Source organism: Caballeronia sp. AZ10_KS36, assembly GCF_023631105.1.
GTDB lineage: Bacteria > Pseudomonadota > Gammaproteobacteria > Burkholderiales > Burkholderiaceae > Caballeronia.
Genome location: NZ_JALQDQ010000001.1, coordinates 401,404 through 427,261, shown reverse-complemented (window position 1 = coordinate 427,261; position 25,858 = coordinate 401,404). Strand labels below are relative to the sequence as shown.

The 25,858-nt window shown below is 64.8% G+C and carries 26 protein-coding genes and 1 riboswitch; of the genes, 21 read left to right on the top strand and 5 right to left on the bottom strand.

The annotated features are described in order from the left end of the window. Positions 1-138 precede the first annotated feature (138 nt). Together fliD and fliT are read left to right on the top strand one after the other, a co-directional pair. A complete protein-coding gene (fliD, locus tag NCR35_RS02005) occupies positions 139-1,581 on the top strand; it encodes a flagellar filament capping protein FliD (protein WP_250532820.1) in 1,443 nt (480 codons plus the stop codon). A gap of 33 nt (positions 1,582-1,614) precedes the next feature. Continuing rightward, positions 1,615-1,914, top strand: a complete 300-nt coding sequence (fliT, locus tag NCR35_RS02000) for a flagellar protein FliT (protein WP_250532819.1) — start codon at positions 1,615-1,617, stop codon at positions 1,912-1,914. A gap of 121 nt (positions 1,915-2,035) precedes the next feature. On the opposite strand, the gene NCR35_RS01995 is transcribed toward fliT, so the two are convergent. Continuing rightward, the gene (locus NCR35_RS01995) at positions 2,036-3,046 is read right to left on the bottom strand and encodes a sodium:calcium antiporter (RefSeq protein ID WP_175939015.1); all 1,011 of its coding nucleotides are present in this window, start codon (positions 3,044-3,046) and stop codon (positions 2,036-2,038) included. A 107-nt stretch (positions 3,047-3,153) separates the two neighbouring features. Beyond that, a riboswitch (yybP-ykoY riboswitch) is annotated at positions 3,154-3,321 on the bottom strand. 217 nt (positions 3,322-3,538) lie between these two features. On the opposite strand from NCR35_RS01995, the gene NCR35_RS01990 reads away from it, so the two are divergent. Continuing rightward, positions 3,539-5,134: an ABC transporter substrate-binding protein gene (locus NCR35_RS01990; RefSeq protein WP_502801629.1), complete on the top strand. Its 1,596-nt coding sequence runs from the start codon at positions 3,539-3,541 to the stop codon at positions 5,132-5,134. Between the two features lie 18 nt (positions 5,135-5,152). Here the strand turns inward: NCR35_RS01990 and NCR35_RS01985 are convergent, their stop codons facing one another. After that, positions 5,153-6,223: an MBL fold metallo-hydrolase gene (locus NCR35_RS01985; RefSeq protein WP_250532818.1), complete on the bottom strand. Its 1,071-nt coding sequence runs from the start codon at positions 6,221-6,223 to the stop codon at positions 5,153-5,155. A 106-nt stretch (positions 6,224-6,329) separates the two neighbouring features. Here NCR35_RS01985 and NCR35_RS01980 point away from each other — a divergent pair, with 106 nt between their 5' ends. The 12 genes from NCR35_RS01980 (at position 6,330) to bioB (ending at position 18,435) form a co-directional block, all read left to right on the top strand. Beyond that, positions 6,330-6,752 carry a MerR family transcriptional regulator gene (locus NCR35_RS01980; protein WP_250532817.1) on the top strand — a complete coding sequence of 141 codons (423 nt, stop codon included), beginning with the start codon at positions 6,330-6,332 and terminating at the stop codon, positions 6,750-6,752. 40 nt (positions 6,753-6,792) lie between these two features. After that, positions 6,793-8,586 (top strand): bifunctional isocitrate dehydrogenase kinase/phosphatase, encoded by a 1,794-nt coding sequence (gene aceK / locus NCR35_RS01975; protein ID WP_250532816.1) that lies wholly within the window; start codon positions 6,793-6,795, stop codon positions 8,584-8,586. Between the two features lie 29 nt (positions 8,587-8,615). Then, positions 8,616-9,392 (top strand): carbonate dehydratase, encoded by a 777-nt coding sequence (gene can / locus NCR35_RS01970; RefSeq protein WP_250532815.1) that lies wholly within the window; start codon positions 8,616-8,618, stop codon positions 9,390-9,392. After that, positions 9,385-10,578 carry an acetyl-CoA C-acetyltransferase gene (locus tag NCR35_RS01965; RefSeq protein ID WP_250532814.1) on the top strand — a complete coding sequence of 398 codons (1,194 nt, stop codon included), beginning with the start codon at positions 9,385-9,387 and terminating at the stop codon, positions 10,576-10,578. The genes can and NCR35_RS01965 overlap by 8 nt, the downstream gene beginning before the upstream one ends. A 22-nt stretch (positions 10,579-10,600) precedes the next feature. Continuing rightward, a complete protein-coding gene (locus tag NCR35_RS01960; protein WP_244847682.1) occupies positions 10,601-11,278 on the top strand; it encodes an SDR family oxidoreductase in 678 nt (225 codons plus the stop codon). A gap of 28 nt (positions 11,279-11,306) precedes the next feature. Next, positions 11,307-11,915 carry a glutathione S-transferase family protein gene (locus tag NCR35_RS01955; protein ID WP_250532813.1) on the top strand — a complete coding sequence of 203 codons (609 nt, stop codon included), beginning with the start codon at positions 11,307-11,309 and terminating at the stop codon, positions 11,913-11,915. After that, complete coding sequence (locus tag NCR35_RS01950) at positions 11,912-12,331, top strand: YchJ family protein (protein WP_250532812.1); 420 nt, start codon at positions 11,912-11,914, stop codon at positions 12,329-12,331. The genes NCR35_RS01955 and NCR35_RS01950 overlap by 4 nt, the downstream gene beginning before the upstream one ends. 326 nt (positions 12,332-12,657) lie before the next feature. Continuing rightward, a complete protein-coding gene (locus NCR35_RS01945; protein WP_244847679.1) occupies positions 12,658-13,902 on the top strand; it encodes a dienelactone hydrolase family protein in 1,245 nt (414 codons plus the stop codon). A gap of 291 nt (positions 13,903-14,193) precedes the next feature. Beyond that, entirely contained in the window at positions 14,194-15,501 is a 1,308-nt protein-coding gene (locus NCR35_RS01940) for an adenosylmethionine--8-amino-7-oxononanoate transaminase (protein ID WP_250532811.1), read from the top strand. Further along, entirely contained in the window at positions 15,498-16,688 is a 1,191-nt protein-coding gene (gene bioF, locus NCR35_RS01935) for an 8-amino-7-oxononanoate synthase (RefSeq protein WP_250532810.1), read from the top strand. Before NCR35_RS01940 ends, bioF begins: the two co-directional genes overlap by 4 nt. A 7-nt stretch (positions 16,689-16,695) precedes the next feature. Continuing rightward, entirely contained in the window at positions 16,696-17,397 is a 702-nt protein-coding gene (gene bioD, locus NCR35_RS01930) for a dethiobiotin synthase (RefSeq protein ID WP_250532809.1), read from the top strand. 6 nt (positions 17,398-17,403) lie between these two features. Next, the gene (bioB, locus tag NCR35_RS01925) at positions 17,404-18,435 is read left to right on the top strand and encodes a biotin synthase BioB (protein WP_250532808.1); all 1,032 of its coding nucleotides are present in this window, start codon (positions 17,404-17,406) and stop codon (positions 18,433-18,435) included. Positions 18,436-18,483: 48 nt separating this feature from the next. Here bioB and NCR35_RS01920 read toward each other — a convergent pair whose 3' ends face one another. Next, entirely contained in the window at positions 18,484-19,482 is a 999-nt protein-coding gene (locus NCR35_RS01920) for a sulfate ABC transporter substrate-binding protein (protein WP_250532807.1), read from the bottom strand. A 74-nt stretch (positions 19,483-19,556) separates the two neighbouring features. Beyond that, positions 19,557-20,168, bottom strand: a complete 612-nt coding sequence (locus NCR35_RS01915; RefSeq protein WP_250532806.1) for an RBBP9/YdeN family alpha/beta hydrolase — start codon at positions 20,166-20,168, stop codon at positions 19,557-19,559. A 164-nt stretch (positions 20,169-20,332) separates the two neighbouring features. On the opposite strand from NCR35_RS01915, the gene NCR35_RS01910 reads away from it, so the two are divergent. The 6 genes from NCR35_RS01910 to NCR35_RS01885 are packed head-to-tail and all read left to right on the top strand — an operon-like array spanning position 20,333 to position 24,751. Continuing rightward, positions 20,333-20,815 (top strand): VOC family protein, encoded by a 483-nt coding sequence (locus NCR35_RS01910; protein ID WP_250532805.1) that lies wholly within the window; start codon positions 20,333-20,335, stop codon positions 20,813-20,815. A gap of 5 nt (positions 20,816-20,820) precedes the next feature. Then, positions 20,821-21,762 (top strand): 2-hydroxyacid dehydrogenase, encoded by a 942-nt coding sequence (locus tag NCR35_RS01905; RefSeq protein ID WP_250532804.1) that lies wholly within the window; start codon positions 20,821-20,823, stop codon positions 21,760-21,762. A 29-nt stretch (positions 21,763-21,791) separates the two neighbouring features. Continuing rightward, positions 21,792-22,712, top strand: coding sequence for a hydroxymethylglutaryl-CoA lyase (locus NCR35_RS01900; RefSeq protein ID WP_250532803.1), 921 nt, complete (start codon positions 21,792-21,794; stop codon positions 22,710-22,712). Between the two features lie 22 nt (positions 22,713-22,734). Continuing rightward, positions 22,735-23,247: a YbaK/EbsC family protein gene (locus NCR35_RS01895; RefSeq protein ID WP_250532802.1), complete on the top strand. Its 513-nt coding sequence runs from the start codon at positions 22,735-22,737 to the stop codon at positions 23,245-23,247. Positions 23,248-23,282: 35 nt separating this feature from the next. Continuing rightward, entirely contained in the window at positions 23,283-23,840 is a 558-nt protein-coding gene (locus NCR35_RS01890) for an FAS1-like dehydratase domain-containing protein (RefSeq protein WP_250532996.1), read from the top strand. Then, positions 23,837-24,751, top strand: a complete 915-nt coding sequence (locus NCR35_RS01885) for an MBL fold metallo-hydrolase (protein ID WP_250532801.1) — start codon at positions 23,837-23,839, stop codon at positions 24,749-24,751. The genes NCR35_RS01890 and NCR35_RS01885 overlap by 4 nt, the downstream gene beginning before the upstream one ends. 141 nt (positions 24,752-24,892) lie before the next feature. Here NCR35_RS01885 and NCR35_RS01880 read toward each other — a convergent pair whose 3' ends face one another. Next, positions 24,893-25,780 carry an alpha/beta fold hydrolase gene (locus tag NCR35_RS01880; RefSeq protein WP_250532800.1) on the bottom strand — a complete coding sequence of 296 codons (888 nt, stop codon included), beginning with the start codon at positions 25,778-25,780 and terminating at the stop codon, positions 24,893-24,895. Positions 25,781-25,858 lie beyond the last annotated feature (78 nt).

The window sequence follows — 25,858 nt, the reverse complement described above, 5'->3', positions numbered from 1 at the left end:
CCCGCCGCAACATGGGCGGGGTTGCGCAGTTCACTGGGAGGCCCGCCTCCCAGCTTTCGTTAGCGCAGCGACAGTCATCAGCCGCGCTGTGCTCACGAAAGCTCGCAAACAGAAACGGCAGTCCGTCCGGAGCATCCGATGACCACCACCACCTCGAGTACCGACGTCAGCGCCACACTGGCCGCTGCCGCGCAGTCCATCATCAGCGGCGCGACGAACTCCACGCTCGATGTCTCCACGCTGGTTTCCTCGCTCGTCACCGCGAAAACCACCGCTCAGGCCACGCAGATCGCCAACAAGACGGCGAGCGACAACACGCTCTTGTCCGCCGTCTCGCAGATCAAGTCCGCGCTGTCGTCGCTGCAAACTTCGCTGAAGAGTCTTTCCGACGGCACCGGACTCGCCGCGTACACCGCCACCGCAAGCGGCAGCGGACTCACGGCGACGGCAGGCACGAGCGCGGTGGCCGGTTCGTATGCGATCACGGTCAATAACATTGCAAGCGCGCAAAAGATTTCGTCGACGGCGCACGCCGCCACCGACACCTTCGGCACGGGCACGCTCACGCTCTCGCTCGGATCGAGTTCGATGAACGTGACGCTCGACGGCACCGACACGCTTGCGAGCATCGCCTCGTCGATCAATTCTGCGAGCGACAACCCCGGCATCAGCGCGACCATCGTCACGGGCAACGACGGTCAGCATCTCGTGCTCGCGTCGAAGACGACGGGCGCCGCCAACACCATTTCGGTCACGGCCGGCGCAGGCGTCGACTCGTCGCTTTCGTACAGCGCGGGCAGCAGCAACTACACGCAGACGTCGGCGGCGCAGGACGCGTCGCTGACGGTCGACGGCACGGCCGTCACCAGCTCGACCAACACGCTCACGACCGCGATCGGCGGCGTGACGCTGAATCTGGCATCGGCTGCGGCCGGATCGACGCAGACGTTGACCGTCTCGTCCGACACCACCACGGAAAAGAGCACGATCAAGGCATTCGTCGACGCGTACAACTCGTTCGTGAGCCAGGCCGCGGCGCTGTCGTCGTTCGACTCCACGAAAAGCGCCGGCTCGCAGGGCGGCGTGTTGCTCGGCGACTCCATGCTCCAGAGCATTCAGAGCACGCTGTCCAACATCATCACGAGCGGCGTGACTTCCGGCTCCGGTTCGACGTCGACATCGACGAACCTCGCCTCGATCGGCATCGATCTTCAGGACGACGGCACGCTGTCCATCGACGATTCGACGCTTTCCACGGCGCTGTCGAACAGTGCGACGCGCGTGGGCCAGCTGTTCAACCAGACGAACGGCATCGGCACGCAGCTCAATTCGAAGATCACGTCGTTCCTGCAGTCGGGCGGCATCATCGATACGCGCACGACCGCGATCAATGCGGACCTGAAGAGCCTGACCGATCAGACGGCGAAGCTGCAGACCTACGCGGACAGCCTCACGTCGCAATACAACGCGCAGTTCACGGCGTTGAACACGCTGATGGCGACGATGCAAAGCAACACGACGTACCTGACGCAGCTTTTCGGCGGCACGAACAGCGCCGGCGCGCTCGCGACCAACAAGTAACGCAGGCGTCAGCCGATTCGCACGGAGAAAGATGTGAGCCAACAAGACATGCTGACCAACGCGGTATCGCTCACGCGCGCCATGGCCGCAGCCGCAGCCGCAGGCGACTGGATCGAAGCGGCGCGCCTGTCCGAACTGCGTTCGCCGATCATCATGCAATTGCAGAACGACCTCGATCCGGCCACGTTGCAGGCCGCGAGCGATATCCAGACGCTCGATGCCGCGCTGATGCAAACGGCGCAAGCCGCGCGCATGTCGCTCGGCAAGAACTTTCGCGAGGCGACCGCGCGCATCGACGCAGCAAGCCGTTATCAACAAACGGCGCGGCTCTAAAGTTTCGCTGTCCCGCGCCGTTATACAGACTAACAACAACAACCAAGCGTCGATGTGATGACGCAGCTTCGCTCTCGATGCCCGCCTCGCGCGGGCATTTTTATTGGCGCGCGACGGGGTATCACCGGCCGAGCGTCAACGTCAGATACGCCGCGTACAGCACGCCGTTGCCGAGCAGCGCCCACAACGCGACGCCCTTCCCTCTTGCATGAAAACGCAGCCACGCCGCCGCCGCGAGCGTGATGAGCACGCCGGTCAGCACTTCGACGCGAGGCTCCCACGGCGTCAGCATGATGCCGATGGAAGGCAGCAACGTGCCCTGAAACACCATCGCGCCGGTGATGTTGCCGAACGCGAGCGTGTCCTTGCCGCGCCGCGCCCACAGAATGCTGTTCACCTTTTCGGGCAGTTCGGTCGCAATCGGAATGATGATGAGCGACAGCAGCAGCGCCGAAACGCCGAGCGCCTGCGAGACGCCCTCGACGCCGTGAATGAAGCCCTTGGCGCCGCCCACCAGCAACACGATGCCGATCAGAAATTGCAGCATGATCGAGCCGAGATTCGTCTTCAATCCGACGCGCGAGATGAAGAGCGTTTCGGGCGCTTCGGTGCCGTGTCCGCTTTCGACGAGATTGGCCGACGCCCTGAACGTCGAGATCACATAGATCACGTACAGACCGACGAGCCCCGCCGCGAACAGCGCACGTACTTGCCATGCGTGATGCGGCACGAACATCGCGCCGGCCGCGATCAGGAACGCGATCAGAAAGAAGTTGAGGTCGCGCGTGAAGCCGCTGCGCTCCGGCTCGATCACGCCGCGCAAGCCACGCGATTTCACGATGGCGAGCGTCATCAGGAACGTCGAAAGCGTCGCGAGCATGAGCGGCGCGCCGAGAATCGCGCCGACGCCGATCTCTTCGTTGACCGCGCGGCTCGCCGTGCCGCCCAAGAGCGCGATGATCGGCACTGTCGTTTCCGGCAACGCCGTGCCCACTGCGGCGAAAAGCGATCCGGTCACGCCTTCCGAAATGCCGAGGCGTTCGCCGAGATGTTCGAGCGCGTTGGTGAAAAGCTCGGAGGCAATCAGAATGATCGCGAGCATCAACGCGAGTTCGAGGAAAAGCATCGTCATGCGGCACCTCGCACGACACAATGCAGCGACAGCGCGCGGACCACGCGAAGGCCCGGGCGCGCGACAAGAAGATGTTGGAGTTGTGGGGACACGATGATTCCACGGTCGGACGTCAGCGAACCATGATGCGCCACGCGACGTCCGACCAAGAACGACGTGGCACATCAGTGGTCTCGCCAAACCGGACCGGTCGAACGCGCCACGGCAATAGAGCCGAGGATGTTGACGCGTTCTCCTTCGCAACGGAAGGAAGGCTACTCCCCAAAGACGGGGGCAGTGTAGCGTGACGCGTCGCGTTCGGCAAGCCGACGCAGACAGCGCCGCATATCGGTATGCGCATCCGATCGTTGTCGCGCGCCCGCGCGTTCGCTAATCTACGCGCGCGGGCGCGGTGCTTGCTCGGCATCGCGCGACCGGATTCATCGAGCAACAAGAATAAACGCTGTGTGATTCACGGAGCGCGCGACAGCGCTCCCGCCGACCGGAGAACCCATGCACATCAAACGCTTGCCTGCCCTTCTCGCCGCCCTCGCCGTGGCCGCGCCCATGCTCGCGCAGTCCAAGCCGCTTACCGTCTGCACGGAATCGAGCCCGGACGGCTTCGATGTCGTGCAGTTCAATTCGCTGGTGACGACGAACGCATCGGCAGACGTGATCTTCAACACGCTCGTCTCCTACGACGAAGCAGCGAAGAAAGTCGCGCCGTCGCTCGCCGAGAAATGGGACGTATCGAGCGATGGTCTGAGCTACACGTTTCATCTGCGGCCGAACGTGCAGTTCCAGAGCACGGATTACTTCAAGCCGACGCGCCCGCTCAATGCCGACGACGTCGTCTTCACGTTCGACCGCATGCTGTCGGAGAGCAATCCGTGGCACAAGGTGGCGGGCGCGAGCGGCTTTCCGCACGCGCAGTCGATGGGCCTCGTGAAGCTCATCAAGAGCGTGACGAAGGTGGATGACCACACCGTGAAGTTCGACCTCAACGAGCCGAACGCGACCTTCGTGCCGATTCTCACGATGGGCTTCGCATCCATCTATTCGGCGGAATACGCGGACCAGTTGCTCAAGGCGAACAAGCAGGTGGAGTTGAACAGCAAGCCCATCGGCACGGGTCCGTTCGTGCTGAGGAGCTATACCAAGGATGCCGTCATACGCTACGACGTGAACCCGTCGTACTGGGGGCCGAAGCCGAAGATCGACCGTCTCATCTACGCGATCACGCCGGATGCCACGGTGCGCGCGCAGAAGATCAAGGCGGGCGAATGTCAGATCGCGCTTTCGCCGAAGCCGCAGGACGTGCTCGACGCGAAGAAGGACCGCTCGCTCAAGGTCAGCGAAACGCCTGCGTTCATGACCGCGTTCGTCGCACTCAACACGCAGAAGAAGCCGCTCGACAACCCGAAGGTGCGTCAGGCGCTGAACATGGCGTTCGACCGCACGACGTACATGAAGACCGTCTTCGACAACACGGCGACGCCCGCCGTGAATCCGTATCCGCCGAATACCTGGAGCTACGACAAGAACGTGCAGGCGTATCCGTATTCCGCGGATCGCGCGAAGAAACTGCTGGCCGATGCGGGCTTTCCGAGCGGCTTCGATACGACCATCTGGGTGCGCCCGAACGGCAGCGTGCTGAATCCGAACCCGAAGGCGGGCGCGGAACTGCTGCAAGCCGACCTCGCGAAAATCGGCGTGAAGGCGCAGGTGAAGGTGATCGAATGGGGCGAGCTGATCAAGGAAGCGAAGCAGGGCCAGCACGACATGCTGTTCATGGGCTGGGCCGGCGACAATGGCGATCCGGACAACTATCTGTCGCCGCTGTTCAGTTGCAACGCGGTGAAGTCGGGCATCAACTTCGCGCGCTTCTGCGACCCGCAACTGGACAAGCTGATCGCGGACGGCAAGGCGACGCCGGACATCGCTAAACGCACGAAGGCGTATATCGATGCGCAGAAGATCATCCACGATCAGGCGCTGTGGATTCCGCTCGTGTACCCGACCGCCGCCGCGCTCACGCGCACGAACGTCAGCGGCTATAACGTGAGTCCGTTCGGGCGGCAGAACTTCGGGGCGGTGTCGGTGCAGTAACGCGTTGAGCGCGAAGGCTCAGGCCGGCGAGAAGCGGATCACCCCGTCATCGCCGGTCCGGCGCGCGAGCGTGCCGTCGAGCCACAGCAAGTTCAGATGCGCGAGCGCCTCGCCGAGCGCGAACGTCATCTGATGGATGTCGAGCGCGCGCTTGAACATGATCGGCACGATGTCGGCGGCGCTGCACGGTTTCGCCGCGCACGCCTCGCGCACTTCCGCAAGCCGCGCGCGATGATGCTCGCGAAGCTGCGCGATGCGCGTCTTCACGCCGCGAAACGGCTTGCCGTGCGAGGGCAACGCGAGCACATCGGCGGGCATCGCTTCATAGCGCGCGAGCGATTCCAGATACAGCGCAAGCGGATTGCCCTCCGGTTCGATGGCGAACACCGACACGTTGGTCGAGATGCGCGGCAGCACCATGTCGCCGGAAATGAGCAGCTCGTCGGCCCCGCAGTAGAGCGCGGAATGCTCCGGCGAATGGCCGTAGCCCGTCACCACCTCCCACTCGCGCGCACCGATGCGCAGCCGGTCGCCGTCGCGAATGCGGCGGAATTCGCGCGGCATCGAAGGCACGAGCGTCGGGTAATAGCTGTCGCGCTTCCTGAGCGCATCGAGCGATGCCGGGTCTGTCAGGCCGTGCGCCGCGAAGTGCTGCGCCGCGCGCTCGCCGCCCGCGTTCGAGCCGTCGCCCGCGGCCATCACGCGCCCCATCGCATATTCGCCGAGCGAGATCCAGAGCCGCACGCTCCAGCGTTTCTTGTCTCCGCCCTGACAGATCCAGTCCGCAAGTCCCAGATGGTCCGGGTGGCAATGCGTGACGATCACGCGCAGCACCGGCCCGTCGAGCACGCTATCGAACACGCGCTCCCAGTTCGCGCGAATGCTCTCGTTCGAGATGCCGCAATCGATCACCGTCCAGCCTTTTACGCCGTCGATTTCATCGCGCAAAAGCCACAGGTTGATGTGATCCAGCGCGAACGGCAGCGGCATGCGCAGCCAGTAGACGCCGGGCGCCACTTCTTTCGCGCCGCCGGGCGCCGGCAATTCGTCGGCAAAGACGTAGTCGAGCTGATGTTCGAGTGCGTTCATCGGTCGGTGCTCTGAGGGTTTGCGCCGCGTTGCAATCCGGCGAAGTTGACGATAACGTAAACGTCATTCTAACGTTGGACGCGCTCCGGCGCGCGGCGCTTCCCCGATGACTCAGCCCACGCATTTCACGATCACCGAACTGGCGCGCGAATTCGACATCACGCCTCGCGCCATACGCTTCTACGAAGATCAGGGTCTGCTCGCGCCGCGCCGCGAAGGCGCGAACGGCCTGCGGCGCGTGTATTCGTCGCGGGATCGCACGCGCCTGAAGCTGACTTTGCGCGGCAAGCGGCTAGGCTTCACGCTGTCGGAGATTCGCACGCTGCTCGACCTTTACGATTCGCCGACCGGCACGACCGCTCAATTGCGCGGCTTCGTGGACACCATCGCGGCGCACCGGCAAGTGCTCGAACGGCAACTGGAGGACATCAACACGACGCTCGCGGAACTCGCCGCGTACGAAAAGGAAGGCCGCGCGCTGCTCGCAGCGGGCATGGACAAGCGCGCCCGCCGAGCGAAAGCCGCATGATCTGAGCTCAACCCGCGACCCACGACCCGCGCATGCCGACATGAACCACTTCCCCAAGCTGCTTTCGTCGCAGATCGGCTTCGATGTCGCAGAGACGCTGCTCGAAGGGTTCGATCGGCATTACCGCGTGTTTCGCGATGCCGCCATCGAAGCAAAGGCGCTCTTCGAGCGCGGCGACTGGCATGCGCTGGCGCGGCTGGCTCGCGAGCGTATTGCGTCCTACGACGATCGCGTGGCGGAATGCGTCGCGCGTCTCGAAGACGAATACGATGCCGAGCATATCGACGACGACGTCTGGCAGCAGATCAAGCTGCATTACATCGGCCTGTTGACGACGCATCGTCAGCCGGAATGCGCGGAGACGTTTTTCAATTCGGTGTGCTGCAAGATTCTGCATCGCTCGTACTTCAACAACGATTTCATCTTCGTGCGCCCCGCTATCTCGACCGAATACATCGAGAACGACGAGCCCGCCGCAAAGCCGACGTATCGCGCGTATTACCCGGACACCGACGGCCTCCCCGCGACGCTCGAACGTATCGTCACGAACTTTCAGTTGGAACCGCCGTTCGAAGATTTGGCGCGCGACGTGCAGTGCGTGATGCAATCGCTTCGCGATGCGTTCGGCGACTTCGCGCCCGCGCCGAACTTCCAGATTCACGTGCTTTCGTCGCTGTTCTTTCGCAACAAGGCTGCGTATATCATCGGGCGCATTATTCATGGCGATTCGCTGCTGCCGTTCGCCATCGCCATTCGCCATACGCAGCGCGGCCTGCTCGCGCTCGATACGGTGCTGACCGAGCGCCAGCAACTGCTCATTATCTTCAGCTTCGCGCACTCGTATTTTCTGGTCGATATGGAAGTGCCGTCCGCGTACGTCCACTTCCTGCGCACCATCATGCCGGGCAAGCCGAACGCGGAAATCTATACGTCGCTGGGCCTGCAAAAGCAGGGCAAGAATCTGTTCTATCGCGACTTGCTGCATCACCTGAAGCATTCGAGCGATCAGTTCATCATCGCGCCCGGCATCAAGGGACTCGTGATGATCGTGTTCACGCTGCCGTCGTTTCCGTATGTGTTCAAGCTCATCAAGGACGCCTTCCCGCCGCCTAAGGAAACCACGCGCGAGAAGATTCAGGACAAGTATCAGCTCGTGAAACGGCACGACCGGCTGGGACGCATGGCCGATACGCTCGAATATTCGAGCGTCGCGCTGCCGCTCGCGCGTCTCGATCACGCGCTCATCCGCGAACTGGAGAAAGAAGCGCCTTCGATGATCGAATGCGAAGGCGACAAGCTCGTGATCCGCCACGTGTATATCGAACGGCGCATGGTGCCGCTGAATCTGTTCCTGAAGAACGGCCACGCCGACGACATCGACCACGGCATCCGCGAATACGGCGACGCCATCAAACAGTTGATGCAGGCCAACATCTTTCCCGGCGACATGCTGTACAAGAACTTCGGCGTCACGCGGCACGGACGCGTGGTGTTCTACGATTACGACGAGATCGAATATCTGACGGACTGCAACGTGCGCCGCGTGCCGCCGCCGCGCACCGAGGAAGACGAGATGTCCGGCGAGCCGTGGTATAGCATCGGGCCGCACGATATCTTTCCCGAGACGTACGGCACGTTCCTGCTCGGCGATCCGCGCGTGCGCGAAGCGTTCATGCGGCATCACGCGGATCTCCTCGACCCTGCGCTGTGGCAGCATCACAAGGAGCAACTGCTGCAAGGCGAAATCGCCGATTTCTTTCCCTATGACCCCGCCATCCGGTTCTGGATCCGTTATCCGGAGCGATTCGCGAAGGCACCGGCGCGCGCCGCGTGAAGCGCGCGCATTTGCAAACGAACACGAACATGACTGACCGCAACAACGAAGCCACCCATCCTCTCGTCCATCTGTTCGAGAACAACCAGAACTGGGTCACGCGCAAGCTCGCGGAAGACGCCGAGTTCTTCGAACGGCTCGCGCATCAACAAGCGCCGGAGTATCTGTGGATCGGCTGCTCGGACTCGCGCGTGCCGGCGAACCAGATCATCGGCTTGCCGCCGGGCGAAGTGTTCGTTCATCGGAACATCGCGAACGTGGTCGTGCATTCGGACCTCAACTGTCTCTCGGTGATTCAGTTCGCCGTCGATATGCTGAAGGTCAAGCACATCATGGTCGTCGGTCATTACGGCTGCTCGGGCGTGGGCGCGGCGCTGGTCGGCCGGCGCGTGGGCCTCGCGGACAACTGGCTGCGCCATGTCGAGGACGTGCGCGAGAAACACGCCGCGTTGCTCGACGAATGGCCGATGGGCGAAGCACGGCATCGCAGGCTCGTCGAGCTGAACACCATCGAGCAGACGCTCAACGTATGCCGCACCACGGTCGTCAACGACGCCTGGTCGCGCGGGCAGCCGCTCACCGTGCATGGCTGGACCTACGGCGTTCACGACGGCCGTCTGCGCAATCTCGGCATGATGATCAGCGCGCAGGAGAAAGTCGATTCGACGTATCAATCGTGCCTCGCCGCGTTGAAGCGCGACGGCGCACACGCAGCGGAAAACGACGTGATCGCGTCCGACGCGGCGCGTCTCGGCGATGTGCCCTCCGTCATCCAGGGCGTCATTCAGGAGCTAAAACATGAGTGAGACACAAGAGAATCCGGTAGTCATCGTTTCGGCCGCGCGCACGCCGATGGCCGCCTTTCAGGGCGACTTCGCCGCGCTGACGGCGCCGCAATTGGGCGCGGCCGCCCTTCGCGCGGCAGTGGAACGCGCGCGCCTCAGTCCCGAGCAGATCGACGAAGCGATCATGGGCTGCGTGCTGCCCGCGGGACAAGGTCAGGCGCCCGCGCGGCAGGCGGCGCTCGGCGCAGGCTTGCCGCTCTCGACCGGTTGCACGACCATCAACAAGATGTGCGGCTCCGGCATGCGCGCCGCCATGTTCGCGCACGACATGCTGCTCGCCGGCTCGGCGGATGTGATGGTCGCGGGCGGCATGGAGAGCATGACGAACGCGCCGTATCTGCTGCCGAAGGCGCGCGGCGGCATGCGCATGGGACACGGGCAAGTGCTCGATCACATGTTCCTCGACGGCCTCGAAGACGCGTACGAAAAAGGCCGTCTGATGGGCACGTTCGCGGAGCAGTGCGCGTCGTCGTATGCGTTCTCGCGCGAATCGCAGGATGCGTTCGCCGTGGAATCGCTGCGCCGCGCGCAACGCGCGAACGAGGACGGTTCCTTCGCGTGGGAAATCGCGCCGGTCACGGTGGCGGGCAGGAAGGGCGATACCGTCATCGAGCGCGACGAGCAGCCGTTCAAGGCGAACATCGAGAAGATTCCGTCGCTGAAACCGGCGTTCGCGAAAGACGGCACGGTGACGGCGGCGAATTCGTCGTCGATATCGGATGGCGCGGCCGCGCTCGTGATGATGCGCGAATCGACCGCGAAGCGCCTCGGCGCGACGCCGATTGCGCGTGTCGTCGGACACAGCACGTTCGCGCAGCAGCCCGCGCTCTTCACGACCGCGCCCGTCGGCGCAATCCGCAAACTCTTCGAAAAGAACGGCTGGCGCGCGAACGATGTCGATCTATACGAGATCAACGAAGCCTTCGCCGTCGTCACGATGGCCGCGATGCGCGAGCACGACCTGCCGCATGACAAGGTCAATGTGAACGGCGGCGCGTGCGCGCTCGGGCATCCGATCGGCGCGTCGGGCGCGCGTATTCTCGTGACGCTGATCGGCGCATTGCGCGCGCGCGGCGGCACGCGCGGCGTGGCGACGCTGTGCATCGGCGGCGGCGAAGCGACGGCAATGGGCGTCGAACTCGTTTGACGCAGACAACAAAGGACGACTGATGAAAACCGCTCTGATTCTCGGCGCGTCTCGCGGCATCGGCCACGAATTCGTGCGTCAATACGCGCGCGACGGCTGGCGCGTGCTCGCCACCGCCCGCGACAAAGCCGCCCTCTCCGCGCTCGATGCGCTGGGCGCGCAGACCTTCTCGCTCGACGTCACGCAGCCGGAGCAGATCGCCGCGCTCGCGTGGCAGCTCGACGAGGAGCGGCTCGATGCGGCGATCATCGTGTCCGGCGTCTATGGCCCGCGCACCGAAGGCGTCGAGACGATCAGCGCCGAAGACTTCGATCACGTCATGCACACTAACGTGCGCGGCCCGATGCAACTGATGCCCGTGCTGCTGCCCCTCGTCGATGCCGCGCACGGCGTGCTCGCCGTCGTATCGAGCAAGATGGGCAGTATCGGCGAGACGAGCGGCACGACCGGCTGGCTGTATCGCGCGAGCAAGGCGGCGCTCAATTCGGCGCTGAAGGTGGCTTCGGTACAGTCGCGGCATTCCGCGTGTCTCGCGCTGCATCCGGGCTGGGTGCGCACAGAGATGGGCGGGCCGTCCGCGGCCATCGACGTGGCGCGCAGCGTTACCGGCATGCGCGCCGTCATCGCGGAGGCGTATGCGCTGCGCGACGACTACAACGGCCGCTTCATTCAGTACGACGGCACGCGGCTCGACTGGTGAGCCGCGCCATGACAAGGAGAATCTGGAAGTGACTTATCACGTGCACGGGGTGTCGGCGTCCGGCAACTGCTACAAGGTGCGGCTCGCGCTCGAACAACTGAACTTGCCCTATGTCTGGCACGAAGTGGACATGATGCACGGCGCGACGCGCACCGACGCCTTCCGCAAGCTGAACCCGAACGGCAAGGTGCCGGTGCTCGTCATCGACGAGACGACGACGCTCTCCGAATCCGACGCCATTCTCTTCTATCTCGCCGACGGCTCCGCGCTGCTTCCCGACGATCGCCTCGAACGCGCGCAAGTGCTGCAATGGATGTTCTTCGAGCAATACAGCCACGAGCCGTATGTCGCGGTGGCGCGCTTCATTCGCGAGTTTCTGAAGCAGCCGGACGATCCGCGCCTGCCGGACAAGACCGCCGGTTCGTATCGCGCGCTCGACGTGATGGAGCAGCATCTCGCGGCGCGCACGTTCTTCGTCGGCGAGCGCTACACGGTGGCCGACATCGCGCTCTACGCCTACACGCATGTGGCCGACGAAGCGGGTCTCGATCTGTCGCGCTATCCGGCCATTCGCGCGTGGCTGGATCGCGTGCGCAATCAGCCCGGCCATGTCGAGATGCCGGGAGTCGATGCATGAAGCCCGTGGATTGTCCTTGCGGCGGCGCGTCAACGTCGCAGCGCCCGAACGCGCGCGCGCCGCGCTATGAAGACTGCTGCGGCCGCTTCATCGACGGTGGCGCTTTTCCGGCGAACGCGATGGAACTCATGCGCTCGCGCTACACCGCCTATGTGCTCGGCGACACGGCCTATCTGCGCGCGACATGGGACGCGAAAACCTGCCCGCCCGATCTCGACGCGTCCGGCGACGGCACGCGCTGGCTCGGCTTGCAGATCAAACGGCACACCGTCATCGACGGCGACCGCGAAGAAGTGGAATTCGTCGCGCGATATAAAGTCGGCGGGCGCGCGCATCGGCTGCACGAAGCGAGCCGTTTCATACGCAATGCCGAGGGCCATTGGATTTATATCGACGGCGACTCCATCGAAAAGTAAGTCTTCGCTTAAAACCAAGACGGTATTAATTTCCTGAACTTCTCCTTTCAGATTAAGCTGTTACGGGGTTTCCTTTATTGTGCAGTGCAATTTTGAACGGGTAATCTGTGTTTGCGTCAGGGCGCTGTCATTCTCGCGCCCGGCCACATGCGGCAACCCGTTTCTTCCAGTCTGAAGCCATTTGTCATGCCTTTTCGAGGCATGACTCCAACGCCCGGCATTCGATACTGCTAATCATCAGCAGCGCGGCCAGCTTGTGACTTCAACCGGCGATTCGGGACCGCGTCATATCAACACATTGACTCGAGTGCGGTCGGAGTTCACGGATGGCGATCAGAACCTGGTTGGTCGGATGCAGCATGGCATGCTCGCTCGCGGCGTCGCTCGTCGCGTCCGTCGTCCACGCCGAACCGATCGGCGGCATCCGCCAATCCGAAGGGCTCACGGCACCCGTCTTCAGCCAGATTCCCGATGCGCTCGACGCGCGGCTGCCGGTCGTCGCGAATGGCCTGAACGAAACCGTCATCGAGGTGCCGGAAGACGACATCGCGCTCGAAACCACCGTCTTCAAACCGGACGGCGCGGGCCCGTTCCCGATGATCGTCTTCAACCACGGCAAGCTCCCCGGCGATTCGCACGCGCAGCCGCGCAACCGGCCGGTCGCGCTCGCGCGTGAGTTCGTGCGTCACGGCTATGTCGTCGTGGTGCCGAACCGCCGCGGCTTCGCCGGCTCCGGCGGCGACTATTCGGGCCACGGCTGCAACGTCGAAGCCAACGGTTTTGCGCAGGCGCGCGATGTCGCCGCGACCGTCGAGTACATGAGCGCGCAGCCTTACGTCGACAAGACGCATATCGTCGTCGCGGGCACGTCGCACGGCGGGCTGACGACCATCGCCTACGGCGCGCGCGATGCGCTGTCCGCGCCGGGCGTGCGCGGTCTCATCAATTTCTCGGGCGGCTTGCGGCAGGACGAATGCGCGGGCTGGCAGAAGAATCTCGTCGATGCCTTCGGCGCGTATGGCGAGAATGTCCGCCTGCCGTCGCTGTGGCTGTACGGCGACAACGATTCGGTCTGGCCGGGCGATCTCGCGTCGCAGATGTACACGGCTTTCGTCTCGCACGGCGCGCGGTCGAACATGATCGACTTCGGCCATTACAAGAACGACGCGCACCGTCTGGTGGGCGATCGCGACGGCGTGCAGGTCTGGTGGCCGCGCGTAAAGGCGTTTCTCGCGCAAATCGGCATGCCGACCACCGTGCAGTATCAGGTCGCGGAGCCGCACGCGCCGAACGCCACGGATTTCGCGAGCCTCGACGCCGTGCAGTCCGTTCCCTTCATCGATGAAAACGGCCGCGCCGGGTATCGCAATTTCCTGAGCCAGTATTCGAGCCGCGCGTTCGCGGTGTCCGACTCGGGCGCGTGGTCGTGGGCCGAAGGCGGCGACGATCCGATGGCCGTCGCCATTGCCGGCTGCCAGAAGCAGAGCAGCGATCCGTGCAGGCTCTACGCGGTCGATAACGCGGTGGTCTGGAAGAACAACAGCGCGGACACGCAGACGGCCTCGCGCTAAGCCCGCAATTCACGCTGTCGAACGACGCCGGCCCCTGCGCCGGCGTTTTTGCATCTTGCGGCGGCGATCCTACGATTAGCCGTCGCGTTCAGCGACGTTGCCGGCGAAAGCGCGTTTTCGCCTTTCGGATGCGCGCAGCTGCATTGTCCAAAACGTGGGCGAAAAGCGAAGGCCGCGCGCATTTTGGGGATAATTGGAGCGCGCGAAAGTCTCGCGCAGTTTCCTCGAAAGCACAGGCCGCCGCGCCTGCCCGATGTACCGGCTCGCGTTCGCGCGGGCCTGGGAGCCGTTTTGAACACAGAAGCCAATCAAGACTGGGTCGCGCGTTCGCTCGCCGCCGTGTGGCACCCGTGTACCCAGATGAAGCATCACGAGCGTATGCCGCTCGTGCCGATCGCACGCGGCAAGGGCGCGTGGCTCTACGATCCGGCGGGCAACCGCTATCTCGACGCCATCAGTTCGTGGTGGGTCAATCTCTTCGGCCACGCGAATCCCGACATCAACCGCGCGCTGAAGGACCAGCTCGACACGCTCGAACACGCGATGCTCGCGGGCTGCACGCACGCGAGCGCCGTCGAACTGGCGGAGCGTCTTTCCGCGCTCACGCAGAAGACGCTCGGCCACGCGTTCTTCGCCTCCGACGGCGCTTCGGCCGTCGAAATCGCGTTGAAGATGAGCTTTCACTTCTGGCGCAATCGCGGCCGCAGCGAGAAGCGCGAATTCGCGTGTCTTGCGAACAGCTATCACGGCGAGACCATCGGCGCGCTCGGCGTGACGGATGTCGCGCTATTCAAGGACGCGTACGATCCGCTCATTCGCCACGCGCATGTGGTCGCATCGCCGGCGTCGGTGGGCGTGGATGCGGCGATCGACGCGATGCGCGCGCTTTTCGCCGAACGCGCGGCGCATCTTGCCGCCGTGATTGTCGAGCCGCTCGTGCAGTGCGCGGCCGGCATGGCGATGTACGACGCGTCGTATCTCACGCGCCTGCGCGCGCTCTGCGACGAGTTCGGCGTGCATCTGATCGCCGATGAAATCGCGGTCGGCTGCGGGCGCACCGGCACGTTCTTCGCGTGCGAGCAGGCGGGCGTGTGGCCGGACTTCGTGTGTCTGTCGAAGGGCATCAGCGGCGGCTATCTGCCGCTTTCGCTCGTGCTCACGCGCGATGAAATCTACGCCGCGTTCTACGACGACGACATCACGCGCGGCTTTCTGCATTCGCATTCGTACACGGGCAATCCGCTCGCGTGCCGCGCGGCGCTCGCCACGCTCGACTTGTTCGAAAGCGCGAACGTGCTCGCCGAAAACCGGCGCAAGTCGGCGCTGCTGCGCGAAGCGTTGCAGCCGCTCGCGAAGCACGCGCGCACGCGCAACTTCCGTGAGCGCGGCACGATCTTCGCGTTCGACGTCGATACCGAAGATGCCGCGTTCTCGCGCCGCTTCTTTGCAAACGCGTTGCAGCGCGAACTGCTGATGCGTCCCATCGGCAAGACGGTGTACATGATGCCGCCGTACATTCTCCCCGACGACGACCTCGCGTTGCTCGCGCAGCGCACGCTCGATACGCTCAACGCCACGCTCGCGGAGTCCGCCGCATGAACGACACCACGCAGGCGCTCTATGAGACGCTGAATCAGGGTCTCGCCGATATCGACGCACGCGGCTTGCGCCGCCGTCGCAGGATCATCGACGGCGCGAATTCCGCGCATATGACCGTCGATGGCCGCGAGATGATCGGCTTCGCGAGCAATGACTATCTCGGCCTCGCCGCGCACGAAGCGATCCGCGCGGCGCTCGCCGAAGGCGCTGCGCTTTATGGCGCGGGCAGCGGCGGTTCGCATCTGCTGGGCGGTCATTCGCGCGCTCATGCTCGACTCGAAGACGATCTGGCCGCGTTCTCGGGCGGCTTCGTCGACGATCCGCGCGCGCTCTACTTCAGCACCGGCTACATGGCGAATCTCGCCGTGCTCACCACGCTGGCCGGCCGCGGCACGCTCGTGTTCTCCGACGCGCTGAATCACGCGTCGCTGATCGACGGCGTGCGGCTTTCCCGCGCGCAGACGCAGATCTATCCGCATGCGGACCTCGCCGCGCTCGACGCCATGCTGGATGCCTCGCGCGACGAGACCGCGACGAAACTCATCGTCACGGACACGGTCTTCAGCATGGACGGCGACATCGCGCCGCTCGCGGGTCTCGTCGAACTGGCGGAGAAGTACGGCGCGTGGCTCGTCGTCGACGATGCGCACGGCTTCGGCGTGCTCGGCCCGCAAGGTCGCGGCGCGCTCGCGCACTTCGCGCTGCGCTCGCCGCATCTCGTCTATGTCGGCACGCTCGGCAAGGCGGCGGGCGTCGCGGGCGCGTTCGTCGCGGCGCATGCCACCGTCATCGAATGGCTCGTGCAGCGCGCGCGTCCGTATATCTTCACAACGGCCGCGCCGCCTGCGGTCGCGCATGCCGTGTCGGCGAGCATCGCGCTCATTGCGGGCGATGAAGGGGACGCGCGCCGCGCGCATCTCGCTACGCTCATCGACACCACGCGCGCCATGCTCAAGCGCACGCGCTGGCTTCCGGTGGATTCGCAAACGGCGGTGCAGCCGCTCGTGATCGGCGGCAACGACGAGACGCTCGCCATTGCTGCCGCGCTCGATGCGCACGGCCTTTGGGTGCCCGCCATTCGACCGCCGACGGTTCCGTCCGGTACGTCGCGCCTGCGCATTTCGCTTTCCGCCGCGCATAGCCGCGAAGACCTCGACCGTCTCGACCACGCATTGAACACGCTTTGAACACGCTATGACCGCTTTATCCCTTTTCGTCGCCGGCACCGATACGGAGATCGGCAAGACCTTCGTCTCCTGCGCGCTGCTTCACGGCTTCGCGCGCACGGGCCTTCGCGCCGCCGCGATGAAGCCGATCGCCTCGGGCGCCGTCATGCGCGACGGCATGCTGCACAACGAAGACGCCGATCAACTGGACGCCGCCGCGACCGTCGCGCTGCCGCCCGACATGCGCACGCCGTTCATGATGCGCGAGCCGATCGCGCCGCATATCGCGGCGGCGCGCGAAGGCATCGCGCTGGATATCGGGCGCATCGTGGACGCGCACCGCGAGGCTTCGACGCTCGCGGATATCGTCGTGGTGGAAGGCGTCGGCGGCTTTCGCGTGCCGCTCGACGAAACGCACGACACCGCCGATCTCGCCGTCGCGCTGAATGTGCCGGTGGTGCTCGTCGTCGGCATGCGGCTCGGCTGCATCAGCCATGCGCTTCTGACCGCCGAAGCGATTGCATCGCGCGGGCTGAAACTCGCGGGCTGGGTGGCCAATCGCGTCGATCCCAATATGCTGTATCCCGACGAAAACATCGCCACGCTCAAGCAACGCATCGCCGCGCCGCTTCTGGGCGTGATTCCGCATCTCACGTCGCGCGATGCCGCGCGCGCCGCCGATCATCTCGACGTGCGCACGCTGCTCGACACGCTTCATCTCAAGGACTGAACTCACATGACGCAGACTCTCACTGCCGGCACCGCTCAACCCGTTCAACTGCACACGCCGGCGCAAGCGCCCGCGCGCTGGCGCGTCGCGGATGTCGTCGCGCTGTACGAACTGCCGTTCAACGATTTGCTGTATCGCGCGCAGACGGTGCATCGCGAGCATTTCGATCCGAACGCCGTGCAGCTTTCCACGCTGTTGTCCATCAAGACGGGCGGCTGCGAGGAAGATTGCGCGTACTGCCCGCAGTCCGTGCATCACGACACGGGCGTGAAGGCCGACAAGCTGATGGAAGTGGATGCCGTGCTGAAGGCCGCGGAAGCCGCGAAGGCCAACGGCGCGACGCGCTTCTGCATGGGCGCGGCGTGGCGCAATCCGAAGGACCGCCATCTGGAGCCGATCAAGGAAATGATTCGCGGCGTGAAGGCGATGGGCCTCGAAACGTGCGTGACGCTCGGCATGCTGGAGTCACATCAGGCGCAGGCGCTGCGCGATGCGGGCCTCGATTACTACAACCACAACCTCGACACGTCGCCGGAGTTCTACGGGCAGATCATCTCGACGCGCACGTATCAGGATCGCCTCGATACGCTGGAGCACGTGCGCGATGCGGGCATCAACGTGTGTTGCGGCGGGATCGTGGGCATGGGCGAATCGCGTCGCGAGCGCGCGGGGCTGATCTCGCAGCTCGCGAACATGGAGCCGTATCCGGAGTCGGTGCCGATCAACAATCTCGTGCAGGTGGCGGGCACGCCGCTGACCGGCACCGAGGCGCTCGATCCGTTCGAGTTCGTGCGCACGATCGCGGTGGCGCGGATCACGATGCCGAAGGCGATGGTGCGTCTGTCGGCGGGCCGCGAGCAGATGGACGAGGCGTTGCAGGCGCTTTGCTTCGCGGCGGGCGCGAATTCGATCTTCTACGGCGATCAACTGTTGACGACGAGTAATCCGCAGGCGGAAGCGGACCGGAAGCTCATCGAGCGGCTGGGGATGCGGGCTGAAGCGGCGCACGAAACGGCGGCGCGGCACTGCGGGGATTGAGCGTTAAGCGCGGGGCTTGCGCCGGTGGTCGCGAGCCCCGCGAGGGATTTATTTCTTGTCGGCGACGACCTGATCAAACGTCCCGCCATCCGCAAAATGCGTCTGCTGCGCCTTCTGCCAGCTCCCGAACACCTGCTCCACCGTAAACGTCTTCAGCGGCTTGAACTCGCTCGCATGCTTGGCGAGCACGTCCGCGTTGCGCGGCCGCAAATGATGCTGCGCGATGATCTCCTGCGCCTGCGGCGTGTACAGGAAGTCGAGGTACGCCTGCGCCTCCTTGCGCGTGCCGCGCTTGTCCACCACCTTATCGACGATCGAAACCGGCGGCTCGGCCAGCAAGCTCGACGACGGATACACGGCGTCGAAGTCCTTCGCGCCCGCGCCCGCTTCGATCAGCCCCACTTCGTTCTCGAAGGTCACGAGCACATCGCCGATGCCGCGCTGCGTGAACGTCGTCGTCGCGCCGCGCCCGCCCGTGTCGAGCACCGGCACGTTCGCGAAGATCGCCTTCTCGAAGTCCTGCGCCTGCGCGTCGGTCGCGCCCTGCTGCTTCTTGTAGCCCCACGCCGCGAGATACGTGTAGCGTCCGTTGCCCGATGTCTTCGGATTCGCGATGACCGCCTGCACGCCGGGGCGCGCCAGATCGCTCCAGTCATTGATGTGCTTCGGGTTGCCGTGGCGCACGAGGAACACCATCGTCGTGGTGTACGGCGCGCTGCCGTTCGGCAGGCGCGTGCGCCAGTTGGCCGGCACGAGTTGCCCGCGCTCGGCGAGCAGGTCGATGTCGTTCGGCTGGTTCATCGTCACCACGTCCGCCTGCAAGCCCTGCATCACCGACAACGCCTGCGCGCTCGACGCCCCATGCGACTGCCTCACCGAGACCGTCTCGCCGGTGCGCTTCTTGTAGTCGGCGACGAAAGCCGCGTCGATGTCCTTGTATAGCTCGCGCGTCACGTCGTAGGAGACGTTGAGCAGCGTGGTGTCCGCGTGCGCGACGCCCGTCGCCATGATCAATGTCGCGAGCGCGACTTTCCTGAATGCCGCCATGAGTTCCCCGTAATCAAAAAAGCGAAAGGCCGCTCGCAGGCGGCCATCTATGTTATCGAATGTGCGAAACAGCATCAGCCATACGCATGTTCACGCTGCAACCGCTCGCGCTCGGCGTTCGCCTCGGGCGGCGCATAGTGCGCGTAGTGCGCGAGCGTATCGACGAGATACTTCGCGTGCGGCCACGGCCCGAAGCCCGCCGCCGTGTTGATGTGCCCTGCATCGCCGAAATTCACGAACGCGCTGCCCAGATGCTGCGCGAGATCGCGCGCCCGGTCGACCGGCATCCACGGGTCCGTCTCGCTGCCGACCACGATCGACGGCACGGCAAGTCGCTCGGGCTCGAACCGGCCCGCGAGCCGAAACTTGTCGGGGCTCGCCGGCGCGACCAGCAACACGCCGGTCACGCGCGAGAGCGCGCGGCTACGCGCACGCCTGAACGCATGCGCGACCGCGAGACAGCCGAAGCTGTGCGCGGCGAGCACGGCGGGCCGCTGCAAGGCGTCGAGCCGCGCTTCGACGGCGCTCGCCCACTCGTCGAGATGCGGCGCGTCCCAGTCGGCCTGCTCGACGCGCGATGCCTCCGCGTATTGCCGCTCCAGCCAGCTCTGCCAGTGCGCGCCTTCGCTGCCGTGCAGTCCGGGCACGGTCACGAGCACCGGCCGCCGGAATGGTTCGTCGTTCATGTTCATGCATGCCTCGCGCTGCATTCGGTTCAGGCTTCATTCTCGCGTGATGCAGCGCGGGCGCGAACGATTCAATCGTCATTTGGTTATTCGCAGCCGCACGCCGGGCGCTCCGTCACCGTAAAATGTCCCGAATCGCCGCATCGTCGCCACAGGGAGGCCGTATGTCCGATCTACCCGATGAATCCGCCGGCCGGTTCGAGCACGCGGACCATTCGAGGACGCAACGCACGCTGCAGCCGTTCCATCTCGCCTTTCCCGTCACCAGTCTCGAGAACGCCCGCGCGTTCTACGGCGAGTTGCTCGGCTGTCCCGAAGGACGCAGTTCGCCCGAGTGGGTCGATTTCGATTTCTTCGGGCATCAACTGGTCGCGCATCTTTCGCCCGACGAGGCGCGCCCCGCCGCGAAGAACGCCGTCGATGGCGACGCCGTGCCGGTGCGCCACTTCGGCGTCGTGCTCTCGATGAGCGACTGGCACGCGCTCGCCGAGCGTCTGAAGGGCGTGGGGACGCAGTTCATCATCGAGCCGCATATCCGCTTCAAGGGAGAAGTGGGCGAGCAGGCGACGATGTTCTTCCTCGATCCGTGCGGCAACGCGCTCGAATTCAAGGCGTTCAACGACATCGGCCAGTTGTTCGCCAAGTGAGCCGCATGAAAATCATCTTCTACGAGCAACACACGGACACCGACGCGTGGCTGCGCGACTTCGCGCGCGAACTGCCGGAAGCGGACGTGCGCGTCTGGCAACCGGGCGACACCGCGCACGCCGACTATGCGGTCGTGTGGCGCGCGCCGCGCGAGCTGTTCGCCGATCGTCCCGACCTGAAGGCCGTGTTCAATCTCGGCGCGGGCGTCGATGCCATTCTGGATGTCGAGCGCAAGGAGCCGGGCACGCTGCCGCCCAACGCCATGCTCGTGCGTCTGGAAGACACCGGCATGGCGCAGCAGATGGTCGAATACGCGACCTATGCGGTGCTGCGCTTCATGCGCCGCTTCGACGAATACGACGCGCAGCAACGCGAAGGCCGCTGGCAAAAGCTGCCGCAGCATGCGCGCAAGACCTTCACGGTCGGCGTGCTGGGCTTGGGCGTGTTAGGCGCTGAAGTGGCGCGTTCGCTCGTCGCTCTTGGGGTGCCGGTGCGCGGCTTTAGCCGCACGCCGAAGGACATCGCAGGCGTCGAGGTTTTCGCCGGGCCCGAGCAATTCGATGCCTTTCTCGATGGCGCGAAGGTGCTCATCAACCTGCTGCCGCATACGCCCGATACCGAAGGCATCCTGAATGCTCGCGCGTTCGGCAAGCTCGCGCGTGGCGCTTATCTGGTGAACGTGGCGCGCGGCCCGCATGTCGTCGATGCCGAGCTGCTCGCCGCGCTCGACAGCGGGCAGTTGTCCCGCGCGATGCTCGACGTGTTCCATGCGGAGCCGCTGCCCGCCGATCATCCGTTCTGGCGGCATCCGCGCGTCAGCGTCACGCCGCACATATCGGCGGAGACGTTGCGCGAGGAAAGCGTGGTACAGATCGCCGCGAAGATCCGCGCGCTCGCGCGCGGCGAAGCGATCAGCGGCATCGTGGATTTCAAGCGCGGTTATTAGATCGCGTGGTGCTTATAACGGAGACAGCCATGCTTCCCACGAAAGTGAAAATCGTCGAAGTCGGACCGCGCGACGGTCTGCAGAACGAGAAGGAATTCGTCTCGACCGAAACGAAGATCGAGCTCGTGAACCGGCTCGCGCGCGCGGGCGTCGTGAATGTCGAGGCCACGTCGTTCGTCTCCGCGAAGTGGGTGCCGCAAATGGCCGACGCCGCCGCCGTCATGGCCCGCATCGAGCGTCGGCCGGGCACGATCTACTCCGTGCTCACGCCGAACATGCGCGGCTTCGAAGGCGCGCTCGAAGCGAAGGCAGACGAGGTCGTGATCTTCGGCGCGGCAAGCGAGGCGTTCTCGCAGAAGAACATCAATTGCAGCATCGAGGAGAGCATCGCGCGTTTCGAGCCGGTCGCGAAAGCCGCGAAGGAAGCCGGCATGCGGCTGCGCGCGAGCATTTCGTGCGCGCTCGGCTGTCCGTATCAGGGCGAAGTGAGCGTGGCGTCGGTCGTGGACGTCGTCGAGCGCATGAAGGCGCTCGGCTGCGATGAAATCGACATCGCCGATACCATCGGCGTCGCCACGCCGAAGCGCACGCGCGAAGTGGTCGCGGCGGCATCGAAGGTGTTTCCGCGCGAGCGTCTGTCCGGACACTTCCACGATACGTACGGCCAGGCCATCGGCAACATCTATGCGGCGCTGCTCGAAGGCATCGAGATATTTCATGCGTCGGTCGCGGGGCTTGGCGGCTGTCCGTACGCGAAGGGCGCGACGGGCAATGTCGCGACCGAAGACGTCGTGTATCTGATGAACGGGCTCGGCATCGAGACCGGCGTCAATCTCGATGAACTCGTCGAGATCGGCGACTTCATCTCGCGCGCAATCGGCAAGCCGAGCGCCTCGCGCGCCGGCCGCGCGTTGCTCGCCAAGAAAAAGAGCGGCGAAGTCTGCGTCTAAGCGTCCCACGAAGAGGAACTCCATGATCGAACCGACTCCTATCGAAGCGCTGCCCGATTCCGCGCGCCGCGTCGCGTTGCTGTTGCGGGAGCGCGGTCATCCGCATCCGGTCGTGATGCTGCCGGAGACCGGCAAGACATCGGCGGAAGCGGCGGCCGGGCTCGACTGCTCGATCGCGCAGATTGCCAAGTCGATTCTTTTTCGCCGCCGCGAAGACGATGCGCCCGTGCTCGTGATCGCGAGCGGCGCGAACCGCGTGGACGAAGCGAAAGTCGCGGCGCGCGTCGGCGCGCTTGCCCGCGCGGATGCCAAGTTCGTGCGCGAGAAGACCGGCTACGCGATCGGCGGCGTGTGCCCGATCGGGCATGCGGTCGAGCCGGTCACGCTGATCGACGAAGACCTGCTCGCGCTCGACAGCCTGTGGGCCGCGGCCGGGCATCCGCATGCGGTCTTCAATCTGTCGCCGCGCGAGTTGATCGATCTGACGGGCGCGCCGGTCGCCGATGTCGCGCTGCGCGAGACGGCGGCCCAATGAACGGCGTGCCGTCGCCGTGCGTCGACGTCTGCCGCATGAACGCGCAGTCGGGCTTCTGCGATGGCTGCTTCCGCAAGATCGACGAGATCGCCGAATGGAGCGCCTATGAGGACGCCGCGAAACGCAGCGTGCTCGCGCGTATTCCGAGCCGCAGGCAAGGCGCGCGCGTCGTGATGCTGGGCGAATCGTTCGAGGCGACGCTCGCGCTGCCGGCCGATTCCATCCGCGAATTCGCGACGCTCGTCAACGATACGAACCCGCTGCATCACGACGAAGCGTACGCGCGCGCAAGCCGCTTCGGCGCGCTGATCGCGTCCGGCACGCAGCCGACCGCGCATCTCATGGCGATGATCGCCGACCACTTCGCGCGATACGCGCAGCCGCTCGGCCTCGAATTCGGCATCAAACTGACGCGCGCCGTGAAAGCCGGCGACGTGCTCACCATGCGCTGGCAGGTCATCGAAGCGAAGTGGAAAGCGAGCCTCGGCGGCGACCTGACGAAGCTCGAAGGCGGCGCTCAAAATCAACTCGGCGAAAACGTGATGAAGGCGACGGCGACCATCGTCGTCATGCCGAAGGAGACCGCGCCGTGAACACGCTACCCGACTCCATGACCGTGTTCGAGCGCGGCTGGCTCTCGTCGAACAATGTGCTGTTCGTCAGCGACGAAGGCGCGGCGCTCGTCGATACGGGCTACGTTTCCCATGCGCCGCAAACGTTAGCGCTCGTTCGACAGAAGCTCGGACCGCGCCGCCAGCTCGATCTCATCGTCAATACGCACCTGCATTCGGACCATTGCGGCGGCAACGCGCTGCTTCAGCAAACATATGCGTGTGACACGCTGATTCCCGCCGGCGAAGCCGACGCCGTGCGCGAATGGGACGAGCACGCGCTCACCTTCAACGCCACCGGCCAGCGGTGCGACCGCTTCGGCTTCACGGGCACCATCGCGACGGGCGCGACGCTCACGCTGGGCGGACTCGCATGGTCCGTGCTCGGCGCGCCGGGACACGACCCGCACTCGCTGATGCTCTATTGCGCCGACGCGCGCGTGCTGATCAGCGCCGACGCGCTGTGGGAGAACGGCTTCGGCGTGATCTTTCCCGAGCTCGAAGGCGCAAGCGGTTTCGCCGAAGAACGCGCGGTGCTCGATCTCATCGCGCGGCTCGACGTCGGTCTCGTGATTCCCGGCCACGGCGCGCCGTTCACGGACGTGGCGCGCGCACTCGATGTCGCCTCGTCGCGGCTCGACTACTTGCAGGCCGATCCCGCCCGCAACGCGAAGAACGCGCTGAAGGTGCTGATCGTCTTCAAGCTGATGGAAGTGCGCGCCATGAGCTTCGACGCGCTCTTCGCAACCACCGCAACGGCGCGCGCCATGCGCGCCGCCGCGAATATGCTTGCCGCGCCGGGCGAGCGCCGCGCGTTGCTGGAGAGAATCGTCGGGGAACTCGCGCAGGCTGGCGCGGTGAAGGTGAACGCGGGCGTGGTGGCCGTCGCATAAAAAAGCGTGCGGCCAAAAAGAAAGCCGCTTGTCAGCTACGGCAAGCGGCGAACATAGACGTGATCAACGTCGAATTGATCGTAACCCGACGATATACCCCGTGCATCGGTGCTTTCCCTACAGATGCTTGACGCTTCGTCGTCAAGCCGTGGTGTCGAAGAAGGCCAGCATCTCTTCGATCAACGCATCCGGCTGCTCCTCCGGAATGTAATGCCCGCACGGCAGCGCGCGGCCGCTCACGTCGCGCGCCACGCGCCGCCATTCGACGAGCGCGTCGAAGCATCGCTCGATCACGCCCTCCGCTCCCCACAGCACGCGCAACGGACACGCGATCTTGAGCCCGCGCTCGCGATCGGCGCGATCGTGTTCGAGGTCGATGCTCGCGGACGCGCGATAGTCCTCGCACATCGCGTAGACCGCGCCCGGCTGCGCAAGCGCATCGCGGTACGCCTGCAACGCATGCGGCGCAAACGGCGCGAGGCCCGCATGACGATTGCCCATCACGCGGTCGATATACGCGTTCGGATTGCCGCCGATCAGCAGTTCCGGCAGCGGCGACGGCTGAATCAGCAGGAACCAGTGGAAATAGGCGGTCGCGAACTCGCGGTCGGTCGCTTCGTACATGGCGAGCGTCGGCGCGATGTCGAGCAGCATCAGGCGATCGACGGCATCGGGAAAGTCCATCGCCATGCGATGGGCGACGCGAGCGCCGCGATCATGCGCGCATACGAGAAAACGCTCGTAGCCGAAGTGCCGCATGACGGCGACCTGATCGGCCGCCATCGCGCGCTTCGAATACGGCGTGTGCTGGTCGTCGCTCTCGGGTTTCGCCGACGCGCCGTAGCCGCGCAGATCCGTCGCGATCACCGTGAAGTGGCGCGCGAGAACGTCGGCGCACTTGTGCCAGATCTCGTGCGTCTGCGGATGGCCGTGCATGAGCAGAAGCGGCGGACCGTTGCCGCCCTTCACGCCCGCGATTGCGACGCCCGCGGCGTCGACGCTAAACGGCTCGTAAGCTGCGAAAGACATGGTGCGTTCTTGTTGTCGGAGTGCAGGTCATTGTAGGCGTGGCGCTTCGAATGCTCACTCGTGCAACGCCCGAATCGC

What these genes read in the sequence shown, in the direction of transcription:
- NCR35_RS01890 (WP_250532996.1), top strand. Translation starts at nt 23,283, where the DNA reads ATGAACGCGCAGTCGGGCTTCTGCGATGGCTGCTTCCGCAAGATCGAC.
- NCR35_RS01990 (WP_502801629.1), top strand. Translation starts at nt 3,539, where the DNA reads ATGCACATCAAACGCTTGCCTGCCCTTCTCGCCGCCCTCGCCGTGGCC.
- NCR35_RS01905 (WP_250532804.1), top strand. Translation starts at nt 20,821, where the DNA reads ATGAAAATCATCTTCTACGAGCAACACACGGACACCGACGCGTGGCTG.
- NCR35_RS01980 (WP_250532817.1), top strand. Translation starts at nt 6,330, where the DNA reads ATGACTCAGCCCACGCATTTCACGATCACCGAACTGGCGCGCGAATTC.
- NCR35_RS01985 (WP_250532818.1), bottom strand. Translation starts at nt 6,223, where the DNA reads ATGAACGCACTCGAACATCAGCTCGACTACGTCTTTGCCGACGAATTG.
- fliD (WP_250532820.1), top strand. Translation starts at nt 139, where the DNA reads ATGACCACCACCACCTCGAGTACCGACGTCAGCGCCACACTGGCCGCT.
- NCR35_RS01920 (WP_250532807.1), bottom strand. Translation starts at nt 19,482, where the DNA reads ATGGCGGCATTCAGGAAAGTCGCGCTCGCGACATTGATCATGGCGACG.
- NCR35_RS01945 (WP_244847679.1), top strand. Translation starts at nt 12,658, where the DNA reads ATGGCGATCAGAACCTGGTTGGTCGGATGCAGCATGGCATGCTCGCTC.
- NCR35_RS01895 (WP_250532802.1), top strand. Translation starts at nt 22,735, where the DNA reads ATGATCGAACCGACTCCTATCGAAGCGCTGCCCGATTCCGCGCGCCGC.
- NCR35_RS01965 (WP_250532814.1), top strand. Translation starts at nt 9,385, where the DNA reads ATGAGTGAGACACAAGAGAATCCGGTAGTCATCGTTTCGGCCGCGCGC.
- NCR35_RS01910 (WP_250532805.1), top strand. Translation starts at nt 20,333, where the DNA reads ATGTCCGATCTACCCGATGAATCCGCCGGCCGGTTCGAGCACGCGGAC.
- NCR35_RS01900 (WP_250532803.1), top strand. Translation starts at nt 21,792, where the DNA reads ATGCTTCCCACGAAAGTGAAAATCGTCGAAGTCGGACCGCGCGACGGT.
- bioD (WP_250532809.1), top strand. Translation starts at nt 16,696, where the DNA reads ATGACCGCTTTATCCCTTTTCGTCGCCGGCACCGATACGGAGATCGGC.
- NCR35_RS01960 (WP_244847682.1), top strand. Translation starts at nt 10,601, where the DNA reads ATGAAAACCGCTCTGATTCTCGGCGCGTCTCGCGGCATCGGCCACGAA.
- NCR35_RS01880 (WP_250532800.1), bottom strand. Translation starts at nt 25,780, where the DNA reads ATGTCTTTCGCAGCTTACGAGCCGTTTAGCGTCGACGCCGCGGGCGTC.
- bioB (WP_250532808.1), top strand. Translation starts at nt 17,404, where the DNA reads ATGACGCAGACTCTCACTGCCGGCACCGCTCAACCCGTTCAACTGCAC.
- NCR35_RS01950 (WP_250532812.1), top strand. Translation starts at nt 11,912, where the DNA reads ATGAAGCCCGTGGATTGTCCTTGCGGCGGCGCGTCAACGTCGCAGCGC.
- NCR35_RS01915 (WP_250532806.1), bottom strand. Translation starts at nt 20,168, where the DNA reads ATGAACGACGAACCATTCCGGCGGCCGGTGCTCGTGACCGTGCCCGGA.
- NCR35_RS01995 (WP_175939015.1), bottom strand. Translation starts at nt 3,046, where the DNA reads ATGACGATGCTTTTCCTCGAACTCGCGTTGATGCTCGCGATCATTCTG.
- aceK (WP_250532816.1), top strand. Translation starts at nt 6,793, where the DNA reads ATGAACCACTTCCCCAAGCTGCTTTCGTCGCAGATCGGCTTCGATGTC.
- can (WP_250532815.1), top strand. Translation starts at nt 8,616, where the DNA reads ATGACTGACCGCAACAACGAAGCCACCCATCCTCTCGTCCATCTGTTC.
- bioF (WP_250532810.1), top strand. Translation starts at nt 15,498, where the DNA reads ATGAACGACACCACGCAGGCGCTCTATGAGACGCTGAATCAGGGTCTC.